Annotated in this window: 19 protein-coding genes and 2 pseudogenes; 10 read left to right on the plus strand and 11 right to left on the minus strand. The window is 45.8% G+C overall.

Translation table 11 applies throughout. The features are described 5' to 3' along the window. Positions 1-213: 213 nt before the first annotated feature. Positions 214-2301 (plus strand): TonB-dependent receptor, encoded by a 2088-nt coding sequence (locus OGX96_RS19700; protein WP_198802050.1) that lies wholly within the window; start codon positions 214-216, stop codon positions 2299-2301. Between the two features lie 359 nt (positions 2302-2660). Continuing rightward, positions 2661-3437 carry a 3-deoxy-D-manno-oct-2-ulosonate III transferase WaaZ gene (waaZ, locus tag OGX96_RS19705; RefSeq protein ID WP_167819832.1) on the plus strand — a complete coding sequence of 259 codons (777 nt, stop codon included), beginning with the start codon at positions 2661-2663 and terminating at the stop codon, positions 3435-3437. Positions 3438-3468: 31 nt separating this feature from the next. Here the strand turns inward: waaZ and OGX96_RS19710 are convergent, their stop codons facing one another. Beyond that, entirely contained in the window at positions 3469-3666 is a 198-nt protein-coding gene (locus tag OGX96_RS19710; RefSeq protein ID WP_048214390.1) for a hypothetical protein, read from the minus strand. Positions 3667-3835: 169 nt separating this feature from the next. Beyond that, a complete protein-coding gene (gene pdeG, locus OGX96_RS19715) occupies positions 3836-5359 on the minus strand; it encodes a cyclic di-3',5'-guanosine monophosphate phosphodiesterase PdeG (RefSeq protein WP_167819831.1) in 1524 nt (507 codons plus the stop codon). A 241-nt stretch (positions 5360-5600) separates the two neighbouring features. Between pdeG and OGX96_RS19720 the strand changes: the two genes are divergently transcribed. Beyond that, complete coding sequence (locus tag OGX96_RS19720; protein WP_063941461.1) at positions 5601-5873, plus strand: hypothetical protein; 273 nt, start codon at positions 5601-5603, stop codon at positions 5871-5873. Between the two features lie 88 nt (positions 5874-5961). Then, a pseudogene (locus tag OGX96_RS19725) lies at positions 5962-6081 on the plus strand (cytochrome b); the annotation flags it as partial. A 60-nt stretch (positions 6082-6141) separates the two neighbouring features. Here the strand turns inward: OGX96_RS19725 and OGX96_RS19730 are convergent. The 3 genes and pseudogenes from OGX96_RS19730 to OGX96_RS19740 form a co-directional block, all read right to left on the minus strand. Beyond that, positions 6142-6396 (minus strand): hypothetical protein, encoded by a 255-nt coding sequence (locus OGX96_RS19730; protein ID WP_048214393.1) that lies wholly within the window; start codon positions 6394-6396, stop codon positions 6142-6144. Between the two features lie 10 nt (positions 6397-6406). After that, entirely contained in the window at positions 6407-6892 is a 486-nt protein-coding gene (locus tag OGX96_RS19735) for an Ail/Lom family outer membrane beta-barrel protein (protein WP_032944396.1), read from the minus strand. Positions 6893-7413: 521 nt separating this feature from the next. Beyond that, a pseudogene (locus OGX96_RS19740) lies at positions 7414-7581 on the minus strand (isocitrate/isopropylmalate family dehydrogenase); the annotation flags it as partial. Positions 7582-7731: 150 nt separating this feature from the next. Between OGX96_RS19740 and OGX96_RS19745 the strand changes: the two are divergent. Continuing rightward, positions 7732-8073 carry a hypothetical protein gene (locus tag OGX96_RS19745; RefSeq protein WP_231587310.1) on the plus strand — a complete coding sequence of 114 codons (342 nt, stop codon included), beginning with the start codon at positions 7732-7734 and terminating at the stop codon, positions 8071-8073. A gap of 436 nt (positions 8074-8509) precedes the next feature. Here OGX96_RS19745 and OGX96_RS19750 read toward each other — a convergent pair whose 3' ends face one another. Next, entirely contained in the window at positions 8510-9280 is a 771-nt protein-coding gene (locus tag OGX96_RS19750) for a DeoR/GlpR family DNA-binding transcription regulator (protein WP_003832721.1), read from the minus strand. 262 nt (positions 9281-9542) lie between these two features. Here OGX96_RS19750 and OGX96_RS19755 point away from each other — a divergent pair, with 262 nt between their 5' ends. The 4 genes from OGX96_RS19755 (at position 9543) to OGX96_RS19770 (ending at position 13456) form a co-directional block, all read left to right on the plus strand. Then, on the plus strand, positions 9543-10679 hold the full coding sequence (locus OGX96_RS19755; RefSeq protein WP_286584034.1) for an MFS transporter: 1137 nt from the start codon (positions 9543-9545) through the stop codon (positions 10677-10679). Between the two features lies 1 nt (position 10680). Then, positions 10681-11796, plus strand: a complete 1116-nt coding sequence (locus OGX96_RS19760) for a gluconeogenesis factor YvcK family protein (protein WP_032942972.1) — start codon at positions 10681-10683, stop codon at positions 11794-11796. A 72-nt stretch (positions 11797-11868) separates the two neighbouring features. Continuing rightward, positions 11869-12384, plus strand: a complete 516-nt coding sequence (locus OGX96_RS19765; RefSeq protein WP_003832724.1) for a phosphoribosyltransferase — start codon at positions 11869-11871, stop codon at positions 12382-12384. Between the two features lie 400 nt (positions 12385-12784). Then, entirely contained in the window at positions 12785-13456 is a 672-nt protein-coding gene (locus OGX96_RS19770; protein WP_286584036.1) for an SOS response-associated peptidase, read from the plus strand. A 126-nt stretch (positions 13457-13582) separates the two neighbouring features. Here OGX96_RS19770 and OGX96_RS19775 read toward each other — a convergent pair whose 3' ends face one another. The 3 genes from OGX96_RS19775 to OGX96_RS19785 all read right to left on the minus strand — a co-directional run bounded on the left by OGX96_RS19775 (position 13583) and on the right by OGX96_RS19785 (position 16081). Then, on the minus strand, positions 13583-14230 hold the full coding sequence (locus tag OGX96_RS19775; protein ID WP_286584038.1) for an EcsC family protein: 648 nt from the start codon (positions 14228-14230) through the stop codon (positions 13583-13585). 160 nt (positions 14231-14390) lie between these two features. Continuing rightward, positions 14391-15659: a Y-family DNA polymerase gene (locus tag OGX96_RS19780; RefSeq protein ID WP_286584040.1), complete on the minus strand. Its 1269-nt coding sequence runs from the start codon at positions 15657-15659 to the stop codon at positions 14391-14393. A 2-nt stretch (positions 15660-15661) separates the two neighbouring features. Continuing rightward, on the minus strand, positions 15662-16081 hold the full coding sequence (locus OGX96_RS19785) for a translesion error-prone DNA polymerase V autoproteolytic subunit (RefSeq protein ID WP_286584225.1): 420 nt from the start codon (positions 16079-16081) through the stop codon (positions 15662-15664). A gap of 77 nt (positions 16082-16158) precedes the next feature. Here OGX96_RS19785 and OGX96_RS19790 point away from each other — a divergent pair, with 77 nt between their 5' ends. Beyond that, complete coding sequence (locus OGX96_RS19790) at positions 16159-16401, plus strand: DinI family protein (protein ID WP_003840850.1); 243 nt, start codon at positions 16159-16161, stop codon at positions 16399-16401. Positions 16402-16671: 270 nt separating this feature from the next. Here the strand turns inward: OGX96_RS19790 and OGX96_RS19795 are convergent, their stop codons facing one another. Further along, entirely contained in the window at positions 16672-17274 is a 603-nt protein-coding gene (locus OGX96_RS19795) for a tail fiber assembly protein (RefSeq protein WP_050131119.1), read from the minus strand. Continuing rightward, a complete protein-coding gene (locus OGX96_RS19800; protein WP_286584042.1) occupies positions 17274-19286 on the minus strand; it encodes a phage tail protein in 2013 nt (670 codons plus the stop codon). The genes OGX96_RS19795 and OGX96_RS19800 overlap by 1 nt, the downstream gene beginning before the upstream one ends. Positions 19287-19320 lie beyond the last annotated feature (34 nt).

Raw genomic sequence — 19320 nt, forward strand, 5'->3', positions numbered from 1 at the left:
CAGAAATATTAATCCCGAACTAATAATTGCCTATGCGGACTATTGTCCCTTCCTGCTAATTCCTTATCTAAAACTCATGACAATTTATGTATATTTATTCAAGAAAAACACCAGAAGTGACAAGTTATGTAAATTTGTAATGATAATTATTTGTATTATCATTTCTATCAATTATCTTACTGCCTTTGAATTTTTAACAAAGGAAGTTTGACTATGCGTTTAAAACCTGTTGCCTCTGTCGTTCTGTCCTGTTTAGGATTTTCCAGCCCCCTGGTATTTGCTGAAGATGTCATGGTGGTAACCGCTTCCGGTTATGAAAAGAAAATCACCAATGCCGCCGCCAGCGTCTCTGTTATTTCGCACCAAGAGTTACAAACCAATAAATATAATGACTTAGGTGAAGCCCTGCGTTCTGTTGAAGGGGTAGATGTTGAAAGCAGCACCGGTAAAACCGGCGGTCTGGAGATCAGCATCCGTGGCATGCCTGCCAGCTATACCTTGATACTGATTGACGGTATTCGTCAAAACGGCAGCAGCGACGTAACGCCAAACGGTTTCTCTGCCATGAATACCAGCTTTATGCCCCCGCTGGCGGCAATCGATCATATTGAGGTGATCCGCGGCCCGATGTCGACGCTTTATGGGTCCGACGCAATCGGTGGCGTGGTGAATATCATCACCAAAAAAAGCACCGATAAATGGAGCACTTCCATCAATACCGGCGTTAACCTGCAAGAGAGTAATAAATGGGGTAACAGTACGGTCGCCAACTTCTGGTCAAGCGGCCCGTTGATTGCGGGCGTACTGGATATGCAGGTTCGGGGGAGCACAACCCAGCGTCAGGGTTCCAGCGTCACCTCCCTCAGCGATACCGCCTCCACCCGCGTACCTTATCCTACCGAATCGGAAAACTATAATATTGGCACGCGCCTCGACTGGAAAACCAATGAGAACAATACGCTGTGGTTAGATCTCGACTCCGCCAGACAGCGCTATGACAACGATGACGGGCAGTTGGGCAACCTGACAGGGGGGTATGATAAAACGCTACGCTATGAGCGTAACAAAGTGACCCTCGGCCACGATACAGCCTTAACGTTCGGCACCTGGAAATCCTCCCTCGGCTGGAATGAAACCGAAAACAAAGGCCGGCAATTGGTATCTTCCGCACTCACACCAGAGAACGCAGGCCGGGCCGGTGACGCGCGTGAACTGAAGAACACCAACGTCATTCTTGACTCAGTGCTGCTGACGCCATTAGGTGATTCGCACCTCTTAACCCTTGGCGGAGAATACTGGGATGCCCGGATGAAAGATGGTGTGGTACTGGCCAATACCGGCGAGACGTTCCATCAAAAAACGTGGGCAGCCTATGCGGAAGATGAATGGCATATTCTCGACTCGCTGGCCTTAACCGCAGGAACACGCTATGAGCATAACGATGTCTTTGGCGGTCATCTCAGCCCGCGTGCCTATATGGTCTGGGACGCATCCGACGAATGGACCCTCAAAGGCGGCGTAACGACAGGTTATAAAGCACCATCACTAAGCCAGTTGCATAACGGGATCAGTGGTGTAACCGCGCAGGGAACGGTGAATACGGTCGGTAACCCGGACCTCAAACCTGAGGAAAGTATCAGCTACGAAACCGGGCTGTATTACGAGAACGACGCCGGGCTTAACGCCAACATTACCGGCTTCTATACCGAATACAAAAATAAAATTGTCTCATATTCTATCGATGATAATACCAACAGCTATACCAACAGCGGCAAGGCAAGGACCGATGGCGTTGAATTTGCCAGCACCTTCCCTCTATGGTCGGATGTGCTGACCTTATCTCTCAACTACACCTACACTCAGAGCAAGCAAAAAGATGGTGACAATAAAGGCGCGCCATTAAGTTACACACCAAAACATATGGCTAACGCCCGTCTGAACTGGCAGGCAACGGAAGATATGAACGCCTGGCTCAGCGCACGTTATCGCGGCAAAGCTCCACGCTTTACCGAAAATTACGACAACCTTAGCGCGGTACAAAAGGCCGTCTATGACGATAAAGGCGCTGATTTAAAAGCCTGGACCGTTGTCGATATGGGGATGTCTTATAAGCTGACCAAAGATCTGACGCTTAATACGGCGGTTAATAACGTGCTGGATAAAGACTTTAGTGAGGTCAAATTGTACCAGGTGGGCCGCAATAGCACCTACGCAGGTGATTATTATCAGACTGCACAATCCACTACCGGATACGTAAACCCTGGTCGTAACTACTGGGTATCTTTAAATTATCAGTTCTAATTTTATAAGATCCTGCTGGTCGAGCTATCACGTGCATCCCATCCAGCCGACATCATTCAGAAAAATATCCTGAATGATTTCATAGAGTCGCCTTACAAAGGCGACTCACATCCTCTTCTAACCACACCCCTAATTCATTTATCCCAACATAAACCTAATCGCCTTGTCCATAGCACGGCACATTCATAAACGCCATGAATTATATTCATTCAGAATAATTACCACGAGTCATAATTATCTTCCATGTTTTCATGAATTCATTCATTAAATTTATATAATAAAAGTCAACATTATCACTGATTTGAAAGCCCATAAAGAAAGTGGTAACATTTGCAAAAATAATATTCATGGTAAAAGCAATGGTTATCACACACAATATATTAAATAAGATAATGGGAAATAGAATTTCCGATGATTGCATTATTTACCTGTCCGGTCCATCATCATTGGACACGCCATTAAGTAGAATGCGTGATAAAAATTTTATTTGCGTAAACGGAAGTGCCGGTCATTTAATCGACAACAATATCCCTATTTTTATCTATGTTGTTTGTGATGGCTCATTTTATGAAAACAATAAAGACTTATTTCACAAGTATTCCTCCTATGCTCAGCATACCTTTATTAGTGAAGATGTTATTAAAAGAGCTGATTCAACAGAGGCAGAGTACTTGCTCAACACATGTTTTCTGTTAAAGGACATTTGCAAATCCAGAGGTGGTATCGGTAGAAAGATTCGCTATAAAATAAAAACAATGGCTAACAGGAATCTTCGAATTAAATGTTCTGTATTCAGAAAAGTGAAAACAATTGCATTTTCAACTAACGTAACACATGGCCATTTTGGTAGTGCTACGGTCGCATTTAGCGCGTTACAAATAGCCATTAGTCTAAAGTTTGAAAGAATAATTTTTTCCGGTTTAGATTTGAAAGGTAGCTGTAAACGGTTTTACAATGAAGTTAACGCCCAACCCACGACTCTCCCCGCTGATCTTAGCTTTATATTAAGGTCGTTTTCTTATGTAAGTAGCCACTATGACGGTAAGATCTACAATCTTTCCCCACAAACTGCTATTCCATACGATGTTATTCCGTTCATCAAGACAGAAGAAGTAGCTTGTTCCAGCTCCTACTAGCAATACACCAATGATAAGAATATTTAAACAATCAATATAAAAACACCCCTTCCTGCACCATTAGGTACAATGCCAAAACAATAACCCCGACGATACCGCCTAAAAATAGTACTGCGGCAATCGCAAGCTGGTTGCGATTTGTGTACTTCGCCTTGCTTCGCACATCCAACTTATTTTTCGCCGCTCTGTGACTTGAATCACGCTCCATCGCGAATGTTATATCTGCCATACCATTATCCAGTTGCTGTATATAAAAACATAAATAACCACCACATCGATAAGGGTATAGATTTTAACTAACAGAATCTGAGATTTGTCTCACGATAAAGATAATCGTCGGATTTTTGCTACCGAAGCAGATTTCATGCTCACTTTTGATCAATAAGGTTATCTTGTATTTATTCGACAAAAACCTTCACTTTAGGCTTTGACAGCAGAATCATGACGAACTCAGTGAAGGTTACTGGTTTATAGAAATAGTACCCTTGCAGGAAAACAATGTTGTTTTTGTTGAGATAATCGAGCTGAGCCTTCGTTTCAACCCCTTCAGCAACTATGCTTAAAGACAGCTTGCGCGCCAAATCGAGGACGCAATCCAAAATTCGGGTTGAATCGGGAAGCTCATTTACCCTTCCCACAAAGCTCTGATCGATTTTAATGTAATCAATGTGCAGGTCATGCAAATAAGAAAGCCCAGAATAGCCCGTCCCAAAATCATCCAACGCAATCACAAAGCCATTCTCATGCAGGATATTGAGCCTCTGCACAAGATCTTCATCAACATCTAACGGCTCGCGCTCGGTAACTTCGATTACCAGATTGAGGTCATCGCGGTTAAAACTATCCCTGTAATGCAGGCACTCCTGCACGAATGTAGGGGATGTGATATGGGATGCGCTGAAGTTAATGCCGACATGGAAGCCGGATGGCAGTTTGCTGGCAATGGCGTTCATGTTTTCCGCGACCTGCCTCATCAGGCTTTGAGTTAGTGGCACTATCAGGCCTGATTTTTCAGCGACGGGAATGAAGGAAGCAGGAGAGATATATCCGGCCTTAGGATGTTTCCATCGGGCCAGCACTTCAACACCGCGTAACGTCCCCTCGCGACCATTTACGATAGGTTGATAAAAAGGCACGATCTCTCCTTTTACTATCGCCCTGCGCAACGTTTCTTCAGGGGTATCGTTCTTGTTCAGATACTTATCAATGGCATAAGCGGCGGCGAGCGATATCAGTAGGATAAAAATCAGGATCCCTAAGCCATGCCTGATCAACCTGCTAGCACTAAACAATGGTGGTTCAGCGTAAATGATGCTGAAGGAATATTTCGCGGAATTCACTTGGCCAAACTTCTGCGCATTTGCAGCAACAGTTTTCACATCGCCAAATAAACCGAGTACTGCGTCACCCACAAGCAACGAGTACGTTACTCCCGCTAACGGGACATTCAGTGCCCCTCGGATATGCACGCCACTTATGGTGACGATGATACGGCCTGTGCGAAAACGTGTTTGATACAGCAGAACAGGTATTTCATTCTCGGTATTGCTTGCGGGAGTCAGTTGTAGATTAGTATCAGCTATAACGGGAATATGCTTAAGTAATATCCGATTACCCGGCAAAGAGGTACACCAAACCTTCCCCTGTCGAATAATTATCAGCGTTCGCAAATGGGGTCTGAGCGCAGCTTCGGTTCCAAGTTGGTATTGTCCCTCCAGATCGCATTTTTTTTCAGCAATATGCCTGGCGGTGCGGGTTGCCTGGAAAGCTTCATCAAGTATGTTATCCATATTTTTCGCGGCATATCTGGCACCCCCGAGGGTTTCCATCGAGGAGGAATACCAAAGCTGCATATTAAGAATAAAAACACCGATTAAAAAAAGACACACCGCAGCGGTTCCCGGTAAAAGTGCTTTGCGCATTCTCATGTCCTGTGGTGAAAGCCGATCGGTCGTTGCGATAAACATTGACGTATTCAAATTTGTTACTAAAGAGCATGGTAGACAGAAACAGAAATCGCCATGCGCCCAGTCACATTTCCTCAATAACAACGTAACTTACTAATTTATTGATAAAATCATTACTGAAATTCGCAGTACAAAACCGGCGTTGCACCTCATCCAATTTTGCTATCATAGGAATGCACTAATAAGAGGTAATCAAATGAAAATCTTTATCACTGACAATGACGGGAACCTGATTCCTGTTGACGGAAAAAGCGTTGTCATCGAATTGAATAGTGGCGGAACCATCGAGATCGCCGAGGAGTACAGCCGGGACGATGTTCCTGAAGGCATTAATCTGTGGGGCGGACGAGAACCCTCCCCTTCACTCTCTTTCGAGGAAATCAAAGCCAGAACAGAAGGCCTGGGCGTTTATCCCATCGCAGCCAACGCTCTGCATGTATTTCCGTACAAACTTTCAGCAAAAGAATAATTGCACACAGCAGACCAAGCGTTTTTCTCAAACCAAAGTAAGGCCATGGTTATCATAAAAAACTCTGGCTTTGGGGGGAAGTCAGCTCGCCGATATCTGCTACTTTCTAATTGCAGCCCATGCCGGCGCTGCATCATTTCATCACTATATACAGAAGGATAATACGCTTTTGAGAGTGAAGACTGAGCATAACCATTTGAATAATTAATAAATGATTAAAATATCAAGAACATAAGCACTCAAGACCGTATGTGTGTGTTCTTAAATATTAATCGTCATCATAATGCTTATGTTTCTTGTGATCACTCATAGCCTCTTTGAAAGCATCCGCTTGTGTATTAGCGGCCTGCAGTCGACTCATATTAGCACTGTAATTATTCCAATATTCTTTTTCTTCGTGATAACAAACATCACGGCTAATTCCCTTCGCTTCGCACTTTGCTAAGCGTTGTTCTTCTGATACACAACCAGACATCAAGGAAACAGCAGAAAACGCACCCAATATTATCATTAATTTATTCATATAAATAACCTTAGAATTTCCAGCCGGCGCCGACTACAATACTATTAGCTTGTGCGCCAAAGACCTTAGAACCTTCATAGCCTGCATCAACAGTGAAACCTGCAATGGGGATAAACTGAATACCAGCGCCATAGGCAAAACCTGTAGAAGTGTCAGTTTCACCATTAGCTTTGATCGCACCTCTCCCAATACCCGCCATTACATAAGGTTTTACCACATCATTTACTTTATAACTTGCGCCGACTAATGCAGAACCATAACCACGATCTATATCATTATCGTCATTTGCTGAAATGGTTAAGGATGTCATAACACCAAAATCACTCTCATCTGGGGTATAACCATATTTAGCGTTAAAACCATTAAGGTTCTGCCCATCTGTCCGGGTATGTACATAACCGCCGGTGACTACGCTTTCTCCTGCATAAACCGTCATAGCAAAACATAATGTAACAGCCACTAAACCTGTTTTTAAACTTAGCTTTTTAATAACCATTTTCATCATCAACTAATAGTAAGTAACACACATAATAAGGAATCATGCTTTGAGTTTTATTTCTCAAGCATGTTGCCAACAGAAAAACAGAAAGGTAAAAAAACATCAATCGGAGAAAATGTTCTTTTTTGGACATTACTAATATTCAGAATAATCAACTGTTATAACACACTGATAAAAATGAATTTAAAATTAGGATAAAAAATCTTAAAACGCTTCTTCCTTGTAAATATTTCCGATATTTTTCTTATTTTTAAAATGATTATTTCCCATCTGATAATCAATAAGATACAAACACCACTCAATTATAGTTAGTTCTCATACCCGAATAGAGTTAAATAAAGAAATATTGACAGCCATGGAAATTATTATCAAAAAATAAAATTGTAATGGCAAAGATAAAAATTTGTTCTTCAGTGCTATTTAAATGAGTTTAATAGTATGAGCGCCAGGAAAGCATTTTGCAGGTAAAAAAAACGGGAACCTCTCGGCTCCCGTTCTCATATAACCCAGGATCTGGATTACATGTTTTTGATGATCGCGTCACCAAACTCTGAACATTTCAGCAGCTTAGCGCCATCCATCAGACGTTCGAAGTCATAAGTTACGGTCTTGGCGTTAATCGCGCCTTCCATACCTTTAACAATCAGGTCAGCCGCTTCAACCCAACCCATATGGCGCAGCAGTAGATTTAGCAATTTATTATATCCAATTGAATTAAAACGATTTTATGCTTAGCAAGTATCTAAACTTGTTTTTTTACCTTCACGATAACTCACTGATTTTGTATAGTTTACGTAGCATTTTGATAACCACTTTAGGGCTAAATGGAGGTTCGCTTGAAAACTTCTGTTCTCATTCAGAAATTAATGGAAATTGACAAAACTGTGCCATTCGATGCGGACGTAGTGACCGGTGAGGAATGGTGGCCGACCCCTATTTCTCGTGTTTATCACAATCCGCCACATACCTATGTAGAATTTGAAACAGGTGAACAATCGCCAGATGATCCTGACGAGCTAAGTATTTATAGCGAATTAGAAATTCGTGCACATCAAATGATGCAAATTAGAGATTTTGTGCAATCTAACAAGGGGCTGAAGCCTGAAGAAATTGTTTCGGAAATAAACGTTCAAATTGAACGTCTGAGAGCAATGGCTGAGGCAATTTTGAAACAATAATTCATGTTCTATGTTCTTCATACCGGCAGTGGGTTCAACTCCCGCTTGCTCCACCAATCATGATTGGACAGTGATAGTACATCACCAGCAACAACAGGAAGTTAGCAGTCTCAGCAGGACACCGACCAGACGGTGATGGGGCAAAAAAGGATACACAAAGGAGCCGTGGCTCCAGAGTGACATGAAAGCTCGCTGATGCGGGCTTTTTTGTTTTTGCTCCTTTGCCTCATTCGCCACGCTCAATGCGACCACAAACAGCAGCCCACTTTTCTTTCACCATAGCCTGTCACCTTCCCCTCATTCCTGCTTTTTAGCCATAACTTATGTGAGCGTCTGCTATGAGCGAACAGCAGACGTTTGCACTTCCCCCCCCACAACGGCGTTAGCATAAACAGTCAGACATGGGGGTTATGCGGACTGGCGGCACAGTCTTACCCTAAATTTCATAAATCTGAAGATCAGCTTCCTGGAATACTTCAGCATATTTTTTGCTCACCCCCCCCTCAATGACGAGCACATCTATCTGGCTGCTACTTGCAACGACATAGCGAGCGGCCGCAGGGATCTTGTCGGATGTTAATCCCACAATCACTTCGCTGCACTGTCTGATAACCGCTTTCTTGAACTCACAATCAGCATAATCGAAACCAGTCAGACCTGATTCTAACGACATTGCACAACCTCCGATGAAACCCTGATCGAAGATAATTGCTTTAATTTGTTCAAGGGCAGGACTGCCAACACACCCTCCAGATGAGCGTTGAACCGCTCCACCCAGCATGATGACTTCGCATAACGGTTTTCTTAATAGAATGGCAGCTATTTCTGGCGAGTTTGTCACCACAGTTAAAGCCACTGACTCCGGAAGAGCTATGGCCATAGCAAGATTCGTCGTGCCTGAATCGATAAAGATACAGCTATTTGCTTTGATAAGTTGCGCGCACTTTTGCGCGATCATGCTCTTTTCATCTGTTTTTGTAGTTGTGCGATCAGCATAATTCCCTACTTCAGGCAGTGTGGCCACAGCCCCACCGTATACCTTTTTGCAAACGCCATCCTTACTAAGCTCATGTAAATCACGGCGAATTGTGTGTTCTGACACACCTAGTTGAGCAGAAAGCTCGACACAAACAACCCGTCCTTTTTCTTGTAAGAGCTCACGAATTAGGGCTTGTCGTTGATCCGGGAAAGCTGCATAATCGAGCACGTTAACTCCTAAGTTCATTTAAACGAGCAAGAGGGTGCATGATCGTGCATTCATATTATCTGTGTCAACTCCGTTGATTTACATTACTCCCCGGCGCATAGGGGATTCATAAATCAACATAAATTTCAGCTGGTTAAAGCATGTTTCGACCGTGCCCCTTTATCTCATTATCAGAGCAACATTTGTGTATCCATGAGTCAGGCTGGTGCAGTGCGAAAATGCGAAAGACCGCTCTCGTAACGAACGCAAAGCGAGCACAAGAATGAACGAAAAAGTTGCAACACGATGCATATTCTTCATCGCAGGATTGGCAACGTCAGCCTGGGCTGTGATGGTCCCTTTTGCAAAAATTAATACTGGAGCTAACGAGGCAGTTTTGGGTGTTTTACTCCTGTGCCTAGGAGGGGGCGCTATTATTTCTATGCCCCTTGCAGGGCCTCTCACAGCTCGCTTCGGCTGTCGTAAAATTATCTGCTGTGCAGTACTGATTATTCTGTTATCCATGCCGTTTTTAACATTAGCCAATGACCCCGTTTCACTTGGCCTTCTTCTACTCACGTTCGGCACTGGGATTGGCCTTGCCAACTGCGCCATGAATATTCAGGCAATACTGGTAGAGAAAAACGAAAGCATCCCACTTATGTCCGGTTTCCATGGGATGTATAGCGTAGGAGGTATTGCGGGAGCTGGCGTAATGACCGGCCTGCTCACTGTTGGTCTGAACATTCACACAGCATCATTGTCAGTCTGTCTCATTATCTTCTTGTTGTTAATAGCCAGTTACAGACAACTTCTTACCTATGCCAGCCCAGCAGAAGGCCCATCATTTTCCTTTCCTAAAGGAGATGTCCTGCTCTTAGGTGTCATCTGCTTTATCGTTTTTCTGGCTGAAGGAACCGTACTTGACTGGAGCGCTGTTTATCTGTCGGAAGTAAGGCAAGTTGCGGATTCTCAGGCAGGTCTCGGTTTCACTTGCTTTGCTGTCGCTATGACGGTGGGAAGACTTAGCGGTGATGCGGTCATTAGTCGCCTTGGCGCTTTGCCTGTCGTCATTTACGGTGCAATTCTGGCCTTTTTCGGTTTTTGCCTCATTATCCTGGTTAGCTCAATTCCCGCACTCCTTGCCGGCTATTTCTTTATAGGCGCAGGCTGCGCAAACATTGTACCTGTTATGTTCAGCCAGATTGGCAAACAGCAGAGCATGCCGCAGGCAGTTGCAGTTCCAGCTGTGACTACGATGGGGTATATCGGCGTACTTGCAGGACCAGCCATGATTGGTTTTATTGCCCACCGAAGTTCTTTGCCTGCTGCCTTTATCTTTGTAGCGGCACTCATGATTCTCGTATTAATGCTAAGTCTGGCATTAAGTAAAACACTAAAATTGCACCAGGAGATTTAAAGTGAAGCGTATTGTTTTGTTTTCTGGTGGCAGTGCATGCCGTTCTCTGAATATTGCGCTTTGCCACCATCCAGTTTCTTTGACTCGTATTGTTCCTGCGTGGGATAGCGGTGGAAGCTCACGATCAATTAGAGAAAATATCGATGTATTATCTGTAGGTGATATCCGCCAGGCGCTAATGACCATGGCCTATGGTGAAAACTGTTCGGGTGATATCGTTCGCATCTGCAATACCCGTTTATCATCCGAGGGGGAAACTCAGGAAGCTTTGAGAGAATTTCAGGCTTATGCGGAGGACAGACATCCTTTGCTTGAGCGCCTCGATACTGGATTGAGAGGCGCAATTGTCAATTATCTCCAGATTTTTTCTACCACGGTGGGTGTCGCATTTGACTACCGTAATGGCAGTATCGGGAATTTCATCTTAACCGGCGCCTATTTGGCACATAATCGGGATATGAATACCGCGATTTTTGTTTTCAGAAAACTCTGCGGCATTACAGGAGAAGTCTGGCCTTCTTCACTCAATAATGATCTTGTGCTTTCCGCTAATCTTAATGATGGGCAGCATGTTTCACCTCAGGACAGAATTACCCATCTTTCTAGGCAACAGGCGGAGATTGGCATCAATTCTGTCACATTGCAAACGTCCAACGGAAGCAATGCTCAGGTAAATACTGCCGTGCTGGAAGCCATAAAGAACGCGGATCTTGTCGCTTTCGGTCCTGGCAGTTTTTATACCAGTATCATGCCACATCTTCAGGTTAAGGGCGTAATCGCAGCCATAGCAAAAGCAGGATGCCCCGTAGCACTGATCGCTAATATTTTAGAATGCCGTGAGAGTCATGGACTGGGTTTGCAGGATGTTGCTAATCGTTTTATCCAGCAATGGCACGATGCAGACGCATCCATTGCCTTGCCTGAGTTGATGGTTCTGGGAAATCAGAGATTTCTTTCAATTGAAAAATATGTGGGTGAATTTGCCTATCTCTCGGATGAAATCAATGAATCAACCCGCTACACCTGTGTGCTGGATGAGTTTGAAGATGTCTGGGTGCGTGGTAAACACGATGGTGAAATACTTGCAAACAGGCTATTGTCTCTGGTTGAAAATTAATCGGAAAGAAGTCTTTTTGATTGATAAGTTGAATGCTTAGTTCGTTATTACAACATACGTGGAGTTCGAACGATGAATCATCATATTGGTGAAGTTATTCTTGATGAAGAAAGTATTGCTGTCGGTGTCAGTCGTGTGGCTGAGCAGTTGAACAATGACTACACCGATGCTGTTGTTATAACTGTTGTTCCAGGCGGTATTCTCTATACAGCAGACTTAACAAGAAAGCTGAAGTTTGATGTAAGCATGGATTACATATCCTGCCCTCACACACCTGGGGAACGAAATAACAACTCCACTATTGTTTACCATCAAAATATTGAGATTGAAAATCGTCATGTCATTCTTATTGATGATGCAATAGAATCAGGTGGTACAATGAAGCGCCTTATTAAATATATCTTAGATAATTTCAATCCAGCATCCCTGTCTGTTGCCGTCCTCTTCGTCAAACCTGGAAGAGTGAATATTCCTGTAAAACAGTATTTTGCCTATGAAATGGAGAGTGATGATCTACTCATTGGCTATGGTATGCCATGGGATAATAAATATCGCAATCGACCCAATATTACTAAATTAATGAAATAACCAGTCGTGCACTTATGTTAAGTGGGGCTCGGTTACGGATAAATTGCCTTTAATGGTTAATTTTCTGGATCACTTTTCTGTGTGCTCGCAGATTCAATTCCCGCCAGCCCCACAAAAACAGTCAGTTAAGAAAAGTTACAACACTGACAGTAGACCGAAACAATGTCCGCTGTTGGCACATATCAGCCCTCGAGACAGTGGCATTCTGTCATGGAGTGTCTGTGAGAGGTGCTTCAAATCCTCTCGTGCCGCACCCTTAAGAAGCAGCTTTTTACGGCTGGTTTTTTATAGCTGAAATACGTATGGGGAATTACTCCGACATCAACCGTCCTGGCAACACTGGAACAGCCACTCGCATATCCTCTTCTATACTTTCAGTCTGACCGACTGGAGGTTTCATATGTGTGGACGCTTTGCACAAGCACAGACCCGCGAAGAATACCTGGTATATCTGGCCGACGAAGCCGATCGTGATATCGCTTATGATCCTGAGCCTATAGGCCGGTACAACGTGATGCCCGGTAGCAAAGTTCTGCTACTCAGTGAACGCGACGAGCAACTGCATCTGGATCCAGTTATCTGGGGATATGCCCCCGGATGGTGGGATAAACCACCACTCATTAACGCACGGTCTGAAACTGCGGCCACCAGCAGAATGTTTAAACCACTCTGGCAACATGGTCGCGCAATTTGCTTTGCTGATGGATGGTATGAATGGAAAAAGGAAGGTGACAAAAAGCAGCCATACTTCATTTATCGAGCCGATGGCCAGCCGATATTCATGGCGGCGATCGGCAGCACACCATTTGAACGTGGAGATGAAGCAGAAGGATTTCTGATAGTGACGACTGCTGCCGACAAGGGACTGGTAGATATTCACGTCAGGCGGCCACTGGTACTGTCACCAGAAACCGCTCGCGAATGGATGAGACAGGACGTTGGAGGGAAAGAAGCTGCGGAAATTGCGGCCGATGCTTCCGTTCCGGCTGATAAATTTAAATGGCACGCCGTGACGCGTGCCGTCGGGAATGTTAGGAATCAAGGGCCAGAGTTAATAGCAGCTATCCGTTGATGCACGAGGCGAGAGCGAAAGATTCTATCTAAGCGGGATGCTGACGTCGCACCAGTACTAACGTCCCAAATAGTAGGTATCAAAAAGATACATAACGAGCCGTAAACTCAACAAATAGAGATGCTCCTATGATGCGGCTAAAGCGCTCCCTTCAATAAATGTTTTTCTGGCGATGTTACCAACGATATTCGTTGAAATACCATCAAAGGTTCCACCAATTACCCCTCCCACCAGAGGAATCATTTTACCTAAGTTGATCGCCCCTTTTTCGCCAAATTTAGTAAGAAGTCTAAAACCAACCTGTTTGTTAATAGCAACTATCGTTTCTCGCGATATACTTTTAATTAACTGCGTGGACATTTTCGAGCCAATAATTATTCCCGTCCCTTTAAGAATATCCTTCGCCGCATTGCCAGCGAGGCATGAATAAACGAGCGCTTTAACTCGGTCATCTTTAACATCGTAGCCACCCATGATAGCGATTGCTGTTATCATGCGAATCTGGACGTAAATCACGGTTGCAATACTTGCAGGGATAGCAACTGGCATCGTAATAATACCTCCAAGACCGGATACGAACCCAGTTGTCGCAGATTTAGTATTCTGCCACCTTATCAGTGAATTAACCTTAGCCTCTAAATTATCCTCTCCCTTCTGGTAGTTTTCAGCCATTTCATAAGATGAATCTGTTCCAGGGATAGTACCATCCAAAGCTTTCTCGTAGGCCCAATTAAGGGCTTGCATAATCTTGCCTTCGCTAAGCTTTTCAGCCATTTTTAAATCCTGTCAAATTAAAAGAAAAAAGTTATATATTTATCGGCCATTACATAGTTTTCTTTACATCTAATTTAGCCTAAGGTCGGCCTTGTTACTTCTGACTATCGTTGATATGTCCACTTCCGGGCACATCGCGGACGAAGGTATCAGATGAGACTCATCTGACACAAAGGAGATCAGAATACCTGGTAGTATAACGTGGTGACAGCATCTCTCTCTTCATCGCCCATTGTTGCTGGATCCCCTGTCCGGCGAAATAAAGCGCCCCCTTTCCTTCCTTTGCATTCAGATGATCCAGAACTTCCATCAATTTCTCACTACCCCGGCGCGGCGCATTATCATCGAACAGATTCAACTGGGCGATACCCTGACTGAAGAAGTCACCCAGCATTACCCCGGCTTTCTGATATCGGTGTCCGTCTTTCCATATTGCATCCAGACTCCTCGTCGCTGCTGCAATGATATCCCGGCTGTCCTGTGTCGGGGTGAGCAGCTTCACCGACGCTCTGTTACCGTAGTACGGTTCGTTCAACGCAAAGGGTGATGTTTTAACAAAAGTAGATATGAAGCGGCAATACTGATGCTCTCCACGTAACTTTTCTGCTGCGCGCGAGGCATAACTGCAGATGGCCTGTCGCATAGCGTCATAATCCGTAATACGTTCCCCGAATGATCTGGAACAGACAATTTCCTGCTTTACGGGGGCAAATTCCTCCAGTTCAAGACATGGTTCGCCGCGCAGTTCGCGCACCGTTCTCTCGAGGACAACATTGAAGTGCTTCCGGATAAAACGAATATCGGTATCAGCCAGCTCCAGAACCGTTTTAATCCCCATAGCCTCCAGCTTTTTGCTGATACGGCGCCCTACTCCCCATACTTCATCAACCGGAAGTGCAGCCATCAGTTTGCGCTGGCGATCCAGGTTAGATAAATCCACCACCCCACCCGTTTGTCTCTGCCATTTTTTGGCAGCATGATTCGCCAGTTTCGCCAGAGTCTTTGTCTGGGCAATACCAACGCCAACCGCCAGCCCCGTATTTTGATAAACAGCATCTTTTAATTCCCGCCCAAAATCCTGCAGAACCCGGCAGTTTCTTACACCAGTCAGGTCACAGAAGGCTTCATCAATTGAATATATTTCGCAGCGGGGCGACATTGCCTCCAGCGTGGACATTACTCTGCCGGACATATCTGCATAAAGCTCGTAATTGCTGCTGAAGCAAACCACGCCATATCGACGGAATAAGTCCTTCTGCTTAAAATACGGATCCCCCATTTTCACACCAACCGTTTTGGCTTCAGCGTTACGGGCAATAACACAGCCATCGTTGTTTGAGAGAACCACAACCGGCCTTCCTTTGAGATCTGGCCGGAACGCAGTCTCACAACTGGCATAAAACGAGTTCACATCAACCAGAGCAAACATGTTCAGCTGGCCGCTTTAACGATAAACGTCACAACGCCAAAGATATCCAGCGTGTCTTCGCTGTTTATCATAATGGCCGCATACGCACTATTTTCAGGAACAAGCATGACGCTCGGGTGCAACTGCAGACGTTTAACAGTGAACTCCCCGTCTACAGCAGCGATAACGATATCTCCATGCGCAGGCTGTCTTGATCGATCGACCACCAACAAATCACCATTACTGATCCCCGCCCCATTCATTGAATCGCCTGACGATTTCACAAAATATGTTGCGCTGGGGTGTTTCACTAACAGTTCATTTAAATCAATACGTTTTTCAACGTAGTCATGCGCCGGAGATGGAAAACCACAGGGAACAAGATCGCTGAACAAGGGGAGCCCAACTATCTGTCGCAGCTCTGCTGGTGAATAAAACATCATAATAAACTCACTCACATTGATACTGTTTATATATACAGTATATACTGACGTTATACACAGTAAAGAGGAGTTAAAGCATGTTCGTGGAACTCGTTTATGACAAAAGGAATTTTGATGGGCTGCCCGGTGCAAAAGATATCATTCTTGGCGAATTGACCAAGAGGGTTCACCGGATTTTCCCTGATGCTGATGTCCGGGTTAAACCGATGATGACACTGCCTGCGATCAACACTGACGCCAGCAAGCATGAGAAAGAACAGATAAGCCGTACTGTTCAGGAAATGTTTGAAGAGGCTGATATGTGGCTGGTTTCAGATTAAACACATTGAATTGTCATACCGGGCAAGTACACTCTGCGCCGGCTGGCAGTCATTCCATACTCGCAATATCGAACAAACGCCAGTCAGTCGCAGTGACGTTCTTGCATACGACGTGACTGCGGTTATTAGCTCTGGTTTCTTTTACTTCAGCACTCGAATATTTTTCACATCAATATTCATACCGTCCCAGTCCCGATCGACTTCCACCCTCTATATCAAGTAACCTTATATCGTCTAAATATTCCAGTACATTTCACGCTGACACCGTTATTACTCTGCAGGCATTGTCGGCCACTCGATATCCGGTGCAGAGCCGGTATCTGTGGCTTCCAGTGCCTCAATATAGTCCAGCACCGCATCAAGACGGGCTGCATCACTTCCCGACAGTCTCCGCCCTGCACGTAACTTCAGCTGAATCAACTCCACCGACGCCATTGCTGCATCAATCAGTGACTGCCGCTGTGTTTCTGCCACTTCCACTGCAGCGCAGCGTTGAGCTTCCGTATCCGTCACCCATTGCTCACCATTCCATTTATCGTATGGCGTTGATGGGGGAATGGTGGTTGTGTTTTCAGGATAATCCCCCGGGACAGTGATTTTTTTTGATTCTCCTGTCCCGGTGTCGTAGACAATTTCCCCCCGATGATCCGGCACATATTCCCATGCACTTAAATCTGCCGTGCGGCAGACGACATATCCTGCCCGGGGGACGTCAGGTGCATCCGGACACGAACCGGCAGGAATACCCACCCCCACAGCAAGGTATTCCGTCGATGCCGACAGATATTCCCGCGTGACGCGGTCATAGTTATAAACGGTTATATACCCTTCTTCTGTGGCAATAAACTCACCGTTTAATACCGCCTTATTCATCATGCAGCCCTCACAATATAGTTAAATGCAATATTACGGGGTCGGGTTTCCCACTCTCCGGTTGAATCAATCCCACTGATTTCTCCGCCATTGGGTTGCTCAATGTAATCAGCAAATGCTCCACTGGTGCCTCCGCTGACACTGATATACCTGTCGTCACCCGCACGACCGGTGCTGATGAATAACCGGTGTGAGTGATATTCAATGGCATGTTCCTGACTACTCAGCAGTGTACGTCCGGCATCAACACCACGACCATCATCCCAGCCACGGATAAACTCGCCCCGCAAATCCGGTAATCGTCCTGTCGGGAAAACTTTCGCCAGCGCCGGGTAGGCTTCAGCAGAAAATGACGCACCGTTACATTTCAGCCAGCCTGCCGGTGGTGTGTGTAACGGCCACGGGAGCGGGATACCTGCCGGAAAGGGCTCGCTACCTTCCAGTCCCAGGTATTTCAGCACCTCATTTTTCGAGTTCTGACCAATTAACACCCGCCCGACCGCCGTCAGATTTGCCAGTGCCATAGTGTTTCTGTCATTGAAATAAGGCAACTTATTACCGGCAGCGGCCAGCCCTGATAAGGACGTCAGTATTTCGTTAAGCGGCTGTTTACCTGCCAGCAAATTCGTCATCGTTGTCGCAAAGTTCGGGTCATTACCCAGCGCTGCCGCCAGCTCGTTCAGTGTGTCCAGGGCTTCAGGAGATGAACCAACCAGTGCAGCTATCAGTTTGCGCACAAACGCCGCGTTCGCCGTTTCCAGACCAGATGCATCGTCCGGTGGGGTTGGTGTGGTGGGCGTCCCGGTGAAGGCAGGGCTGTCCAGGGGTGCTTTCGTCTTCGTCTCATCCATAACGATTTTGACGGCCTTTGGTGTGACTGCAAGTGTTTCAGATGTACTGTCGGTAGAACTGCTGAGTTGCACTATTCCCTTTTTTGTCGTGCTCGCATCCTCAAGCCCCACTGCGGATGCAATATCCTCTGCACGTTTTGCCGCATTCTCCGAACGCGTTGCTGCAGACTCTGCCGCACTTTTACTCCGCGCAGCCTCCGCCGCGCTGTCTGCCGCCTCTGTCGCCTTCGTGGATGCCTCGCTGGCCGACAACGCTGCCGCCGTTTCTGAGCCTGCTGCAGCTGAGGCGCTCTGTTCCGCTGCCGTTTCAGAGGACTTAGCGTTAGTTTCAGACGTTTTTGCCACCTTCGCGGCATTTCCTGCCGCCGTTGCCGAGGAAGCTGCACTACTGGCGCTTGATGATGCGTTCGTTTCTGATGATTTTGCTGCCTCTTTTGAGGCCGCCGCATCCCGGGCTGAGATGGCGGCTTCTGACGCTTTCGTGGTCGCTGTGGATGCAGATGTAGCTGCTGATTGTTGTGACGCCGCGGCATTCGTTTCTGACGTTTTTGCAGCTGCGGCACTGGTGGCCGCTGCATTTTTGGATGACTCTGCAGTTGTGGCACTTTTTGACGCTTCTGTGGCCTTTATTGATGCCGTTTCAGCACTGGAAGAGGCTAACTGTGCTGACGACAACGCAAGTCCGGATGAGGTGCTGGCTGCCCGAGCTGAATCTGCAGCATCAGTTGCATGGGTTGCAGCCTGCCCGGCAGATGCGCTGGCATCGCTGGCTGATTTCTTTGCATCAACTGCATACTGTGACGCTGATGCTGCATTTCGCGCTGCCTCTTCCACCATTTGCTCAAAGCGGCGGAGTGCTTCAGGACGCACATCATCCTCAGAAAGTGCACCAAGAAAGTCATTCAGTGTGCCGGGCTTAGAGTCCTCATAGACAGTTATCATCCCTGCATGAGCAGGAGGATAACCTTCGACAAGCAGGATGACGCTGTACTGGCCATACTCAACGTCCATAGCGTAACTCCCGGCCTCATCCGGATTTTCCGAGGCTACTGTATTCACCACCACCGTAGTGCTGTTCCGTTTCGCTTTCAGTTGAATAGTGCAGTTCTCTATGGGCTTTCCTGCACCGTCTTTAAGTACGCCCGAAATGTGTACCGGCATAATTACCCCATAAAAAAACCCCGCCAGTGCGGGG

The sequence above is a fragment of the Citrobacter sp. Cpo100 genome (assembly GCF_030332595.1).
GTDB lineage: Bacteria > Pseudomonadota > Gammaproteobacteria > Enterobacterales > Enterobacteriaceae > Citrobacter > Citrobacter portucalensis.

What these genes read in the sequence shown, in the direction of transcription:
- OGX96_RS19700 (WP_198802050.1), top strand. Translation starts at nt 214, where the DNA reads ATGCGTTTAAAACCTGTTGCCTCTGTCGTTCTGTCCTGTTTAGGATTT.
- waaZ (WP_167819832.1), top strand. Translation starts at nt 2,661, where the DNA reads ATGGTTATCACACACAATATATTAAATAAGATAATGGGAAATAGAATT.
- OGX96_RS19710 (WP_048214390.1), bottom strand. Translation starts at nt 3,666, where the DNA reads ATGGCAGATATAACATTCGCGATGGAGCGTGATTCAAGTCACAGAGCG.
- pdeG (WP_167819831.1), bottom strand. Translation starts at nt 5,359, where the DNA reads ATGCGCAAAGCACTTTTACCGGGAACCGCTGCGGTGTGTCTTTTTTTA.
- OGX96_RS19720 (WP_063941461.1), top strand. Translation starts at nt 5,601, where the DNA reads ATGAAAATCTTTATCACTGACAATGACGGGAACCTGATTCCTGTTGAC.
- OGX96_RS19730 (WP_048214393.1), bottom strand. Translation starts at nt 6,396, where the DNA reads ATGAATAAATTAATGATAATATTGGGTGCGTTTTCTGCTGTTTCCTTG.
- OGX96_RS19735 (WP_032944396.1), bottom strand. Translation starts at nt 6,892, where the DNA reads ATGGTTATTAAAAAGCTAAGTTTAAAAACAGGTTTAGTGGCTGTTACA.
- OGX96_RS19755 (WP_286584034.1), top strand. Translation starts at nt 9,543, where the DNA reads ATGAACGAAAAAGTTGCAACACGATGCATATTCTTCATCGCAGGATTG.
- OGX96_RS19765 (WP_003832724.1), top strand. Translation starts at nt 11,869, where the DNA reads ATGAATCATCATATTGGTGAAGTTATTCTTGATGAAGAAAGTATTGCT.
- OGX96_RS19770 (WP_286584036.1), top strand. Translation starts at nt 12,785, where the DNA reads ATGTGTGGACGCTTTGCACAAGCACAGACCCGCGAAGAATACCTGGTA.
- OGX96_RS19775 (WP_286584038.1), bottom strand. Translation starts at nt 14,230, where the DNA reads ATGGCTGAAAAGCTTAGCGAAGGCAAGATTATGCAAGCCCTTAATTGG.
- OGX96_RS19780 (WP_286584040.1), bottom strand. Translation starts at nt 15,659, where the DNA reads ATGTTTGCTCTGGTTGATGTGAACTCGTTTTATGCCAGTTGTGAGACT.
- OGX96_RS19785 (WP_286584225.1), bottom strand. Translation starts at nt 16,081, where the DNA reads ATGATGTTTTATTCACCAGCAGAGCTGCGACAGATAGTTGGGCTCCCC.
- OGX96_RS19790 (WP_003840850.1), top strand. Translation starts at nt 16,159, where the DNA reads ATGTTCGTGGAACTCGTTTATGACAAAAGGAATTTTGATGGGCTGCCC.
- OGX96_RS19795 (WP_050131119.1), bottom strand. Translation starts at nt 17,274, where the DNA reads ATGAATAAGGCGGTATTAAACGGTGAGTTTATTGCCACAGAAGAAGGG.
- OGX96_RS19800 (WP_286584042.1), bottom strand. Translation starts at nt 19,286, where the DNA reads ATGCCGGTACACATTTCGGGCGTACTTAAAGACGGTGCAGGAAAGCCC.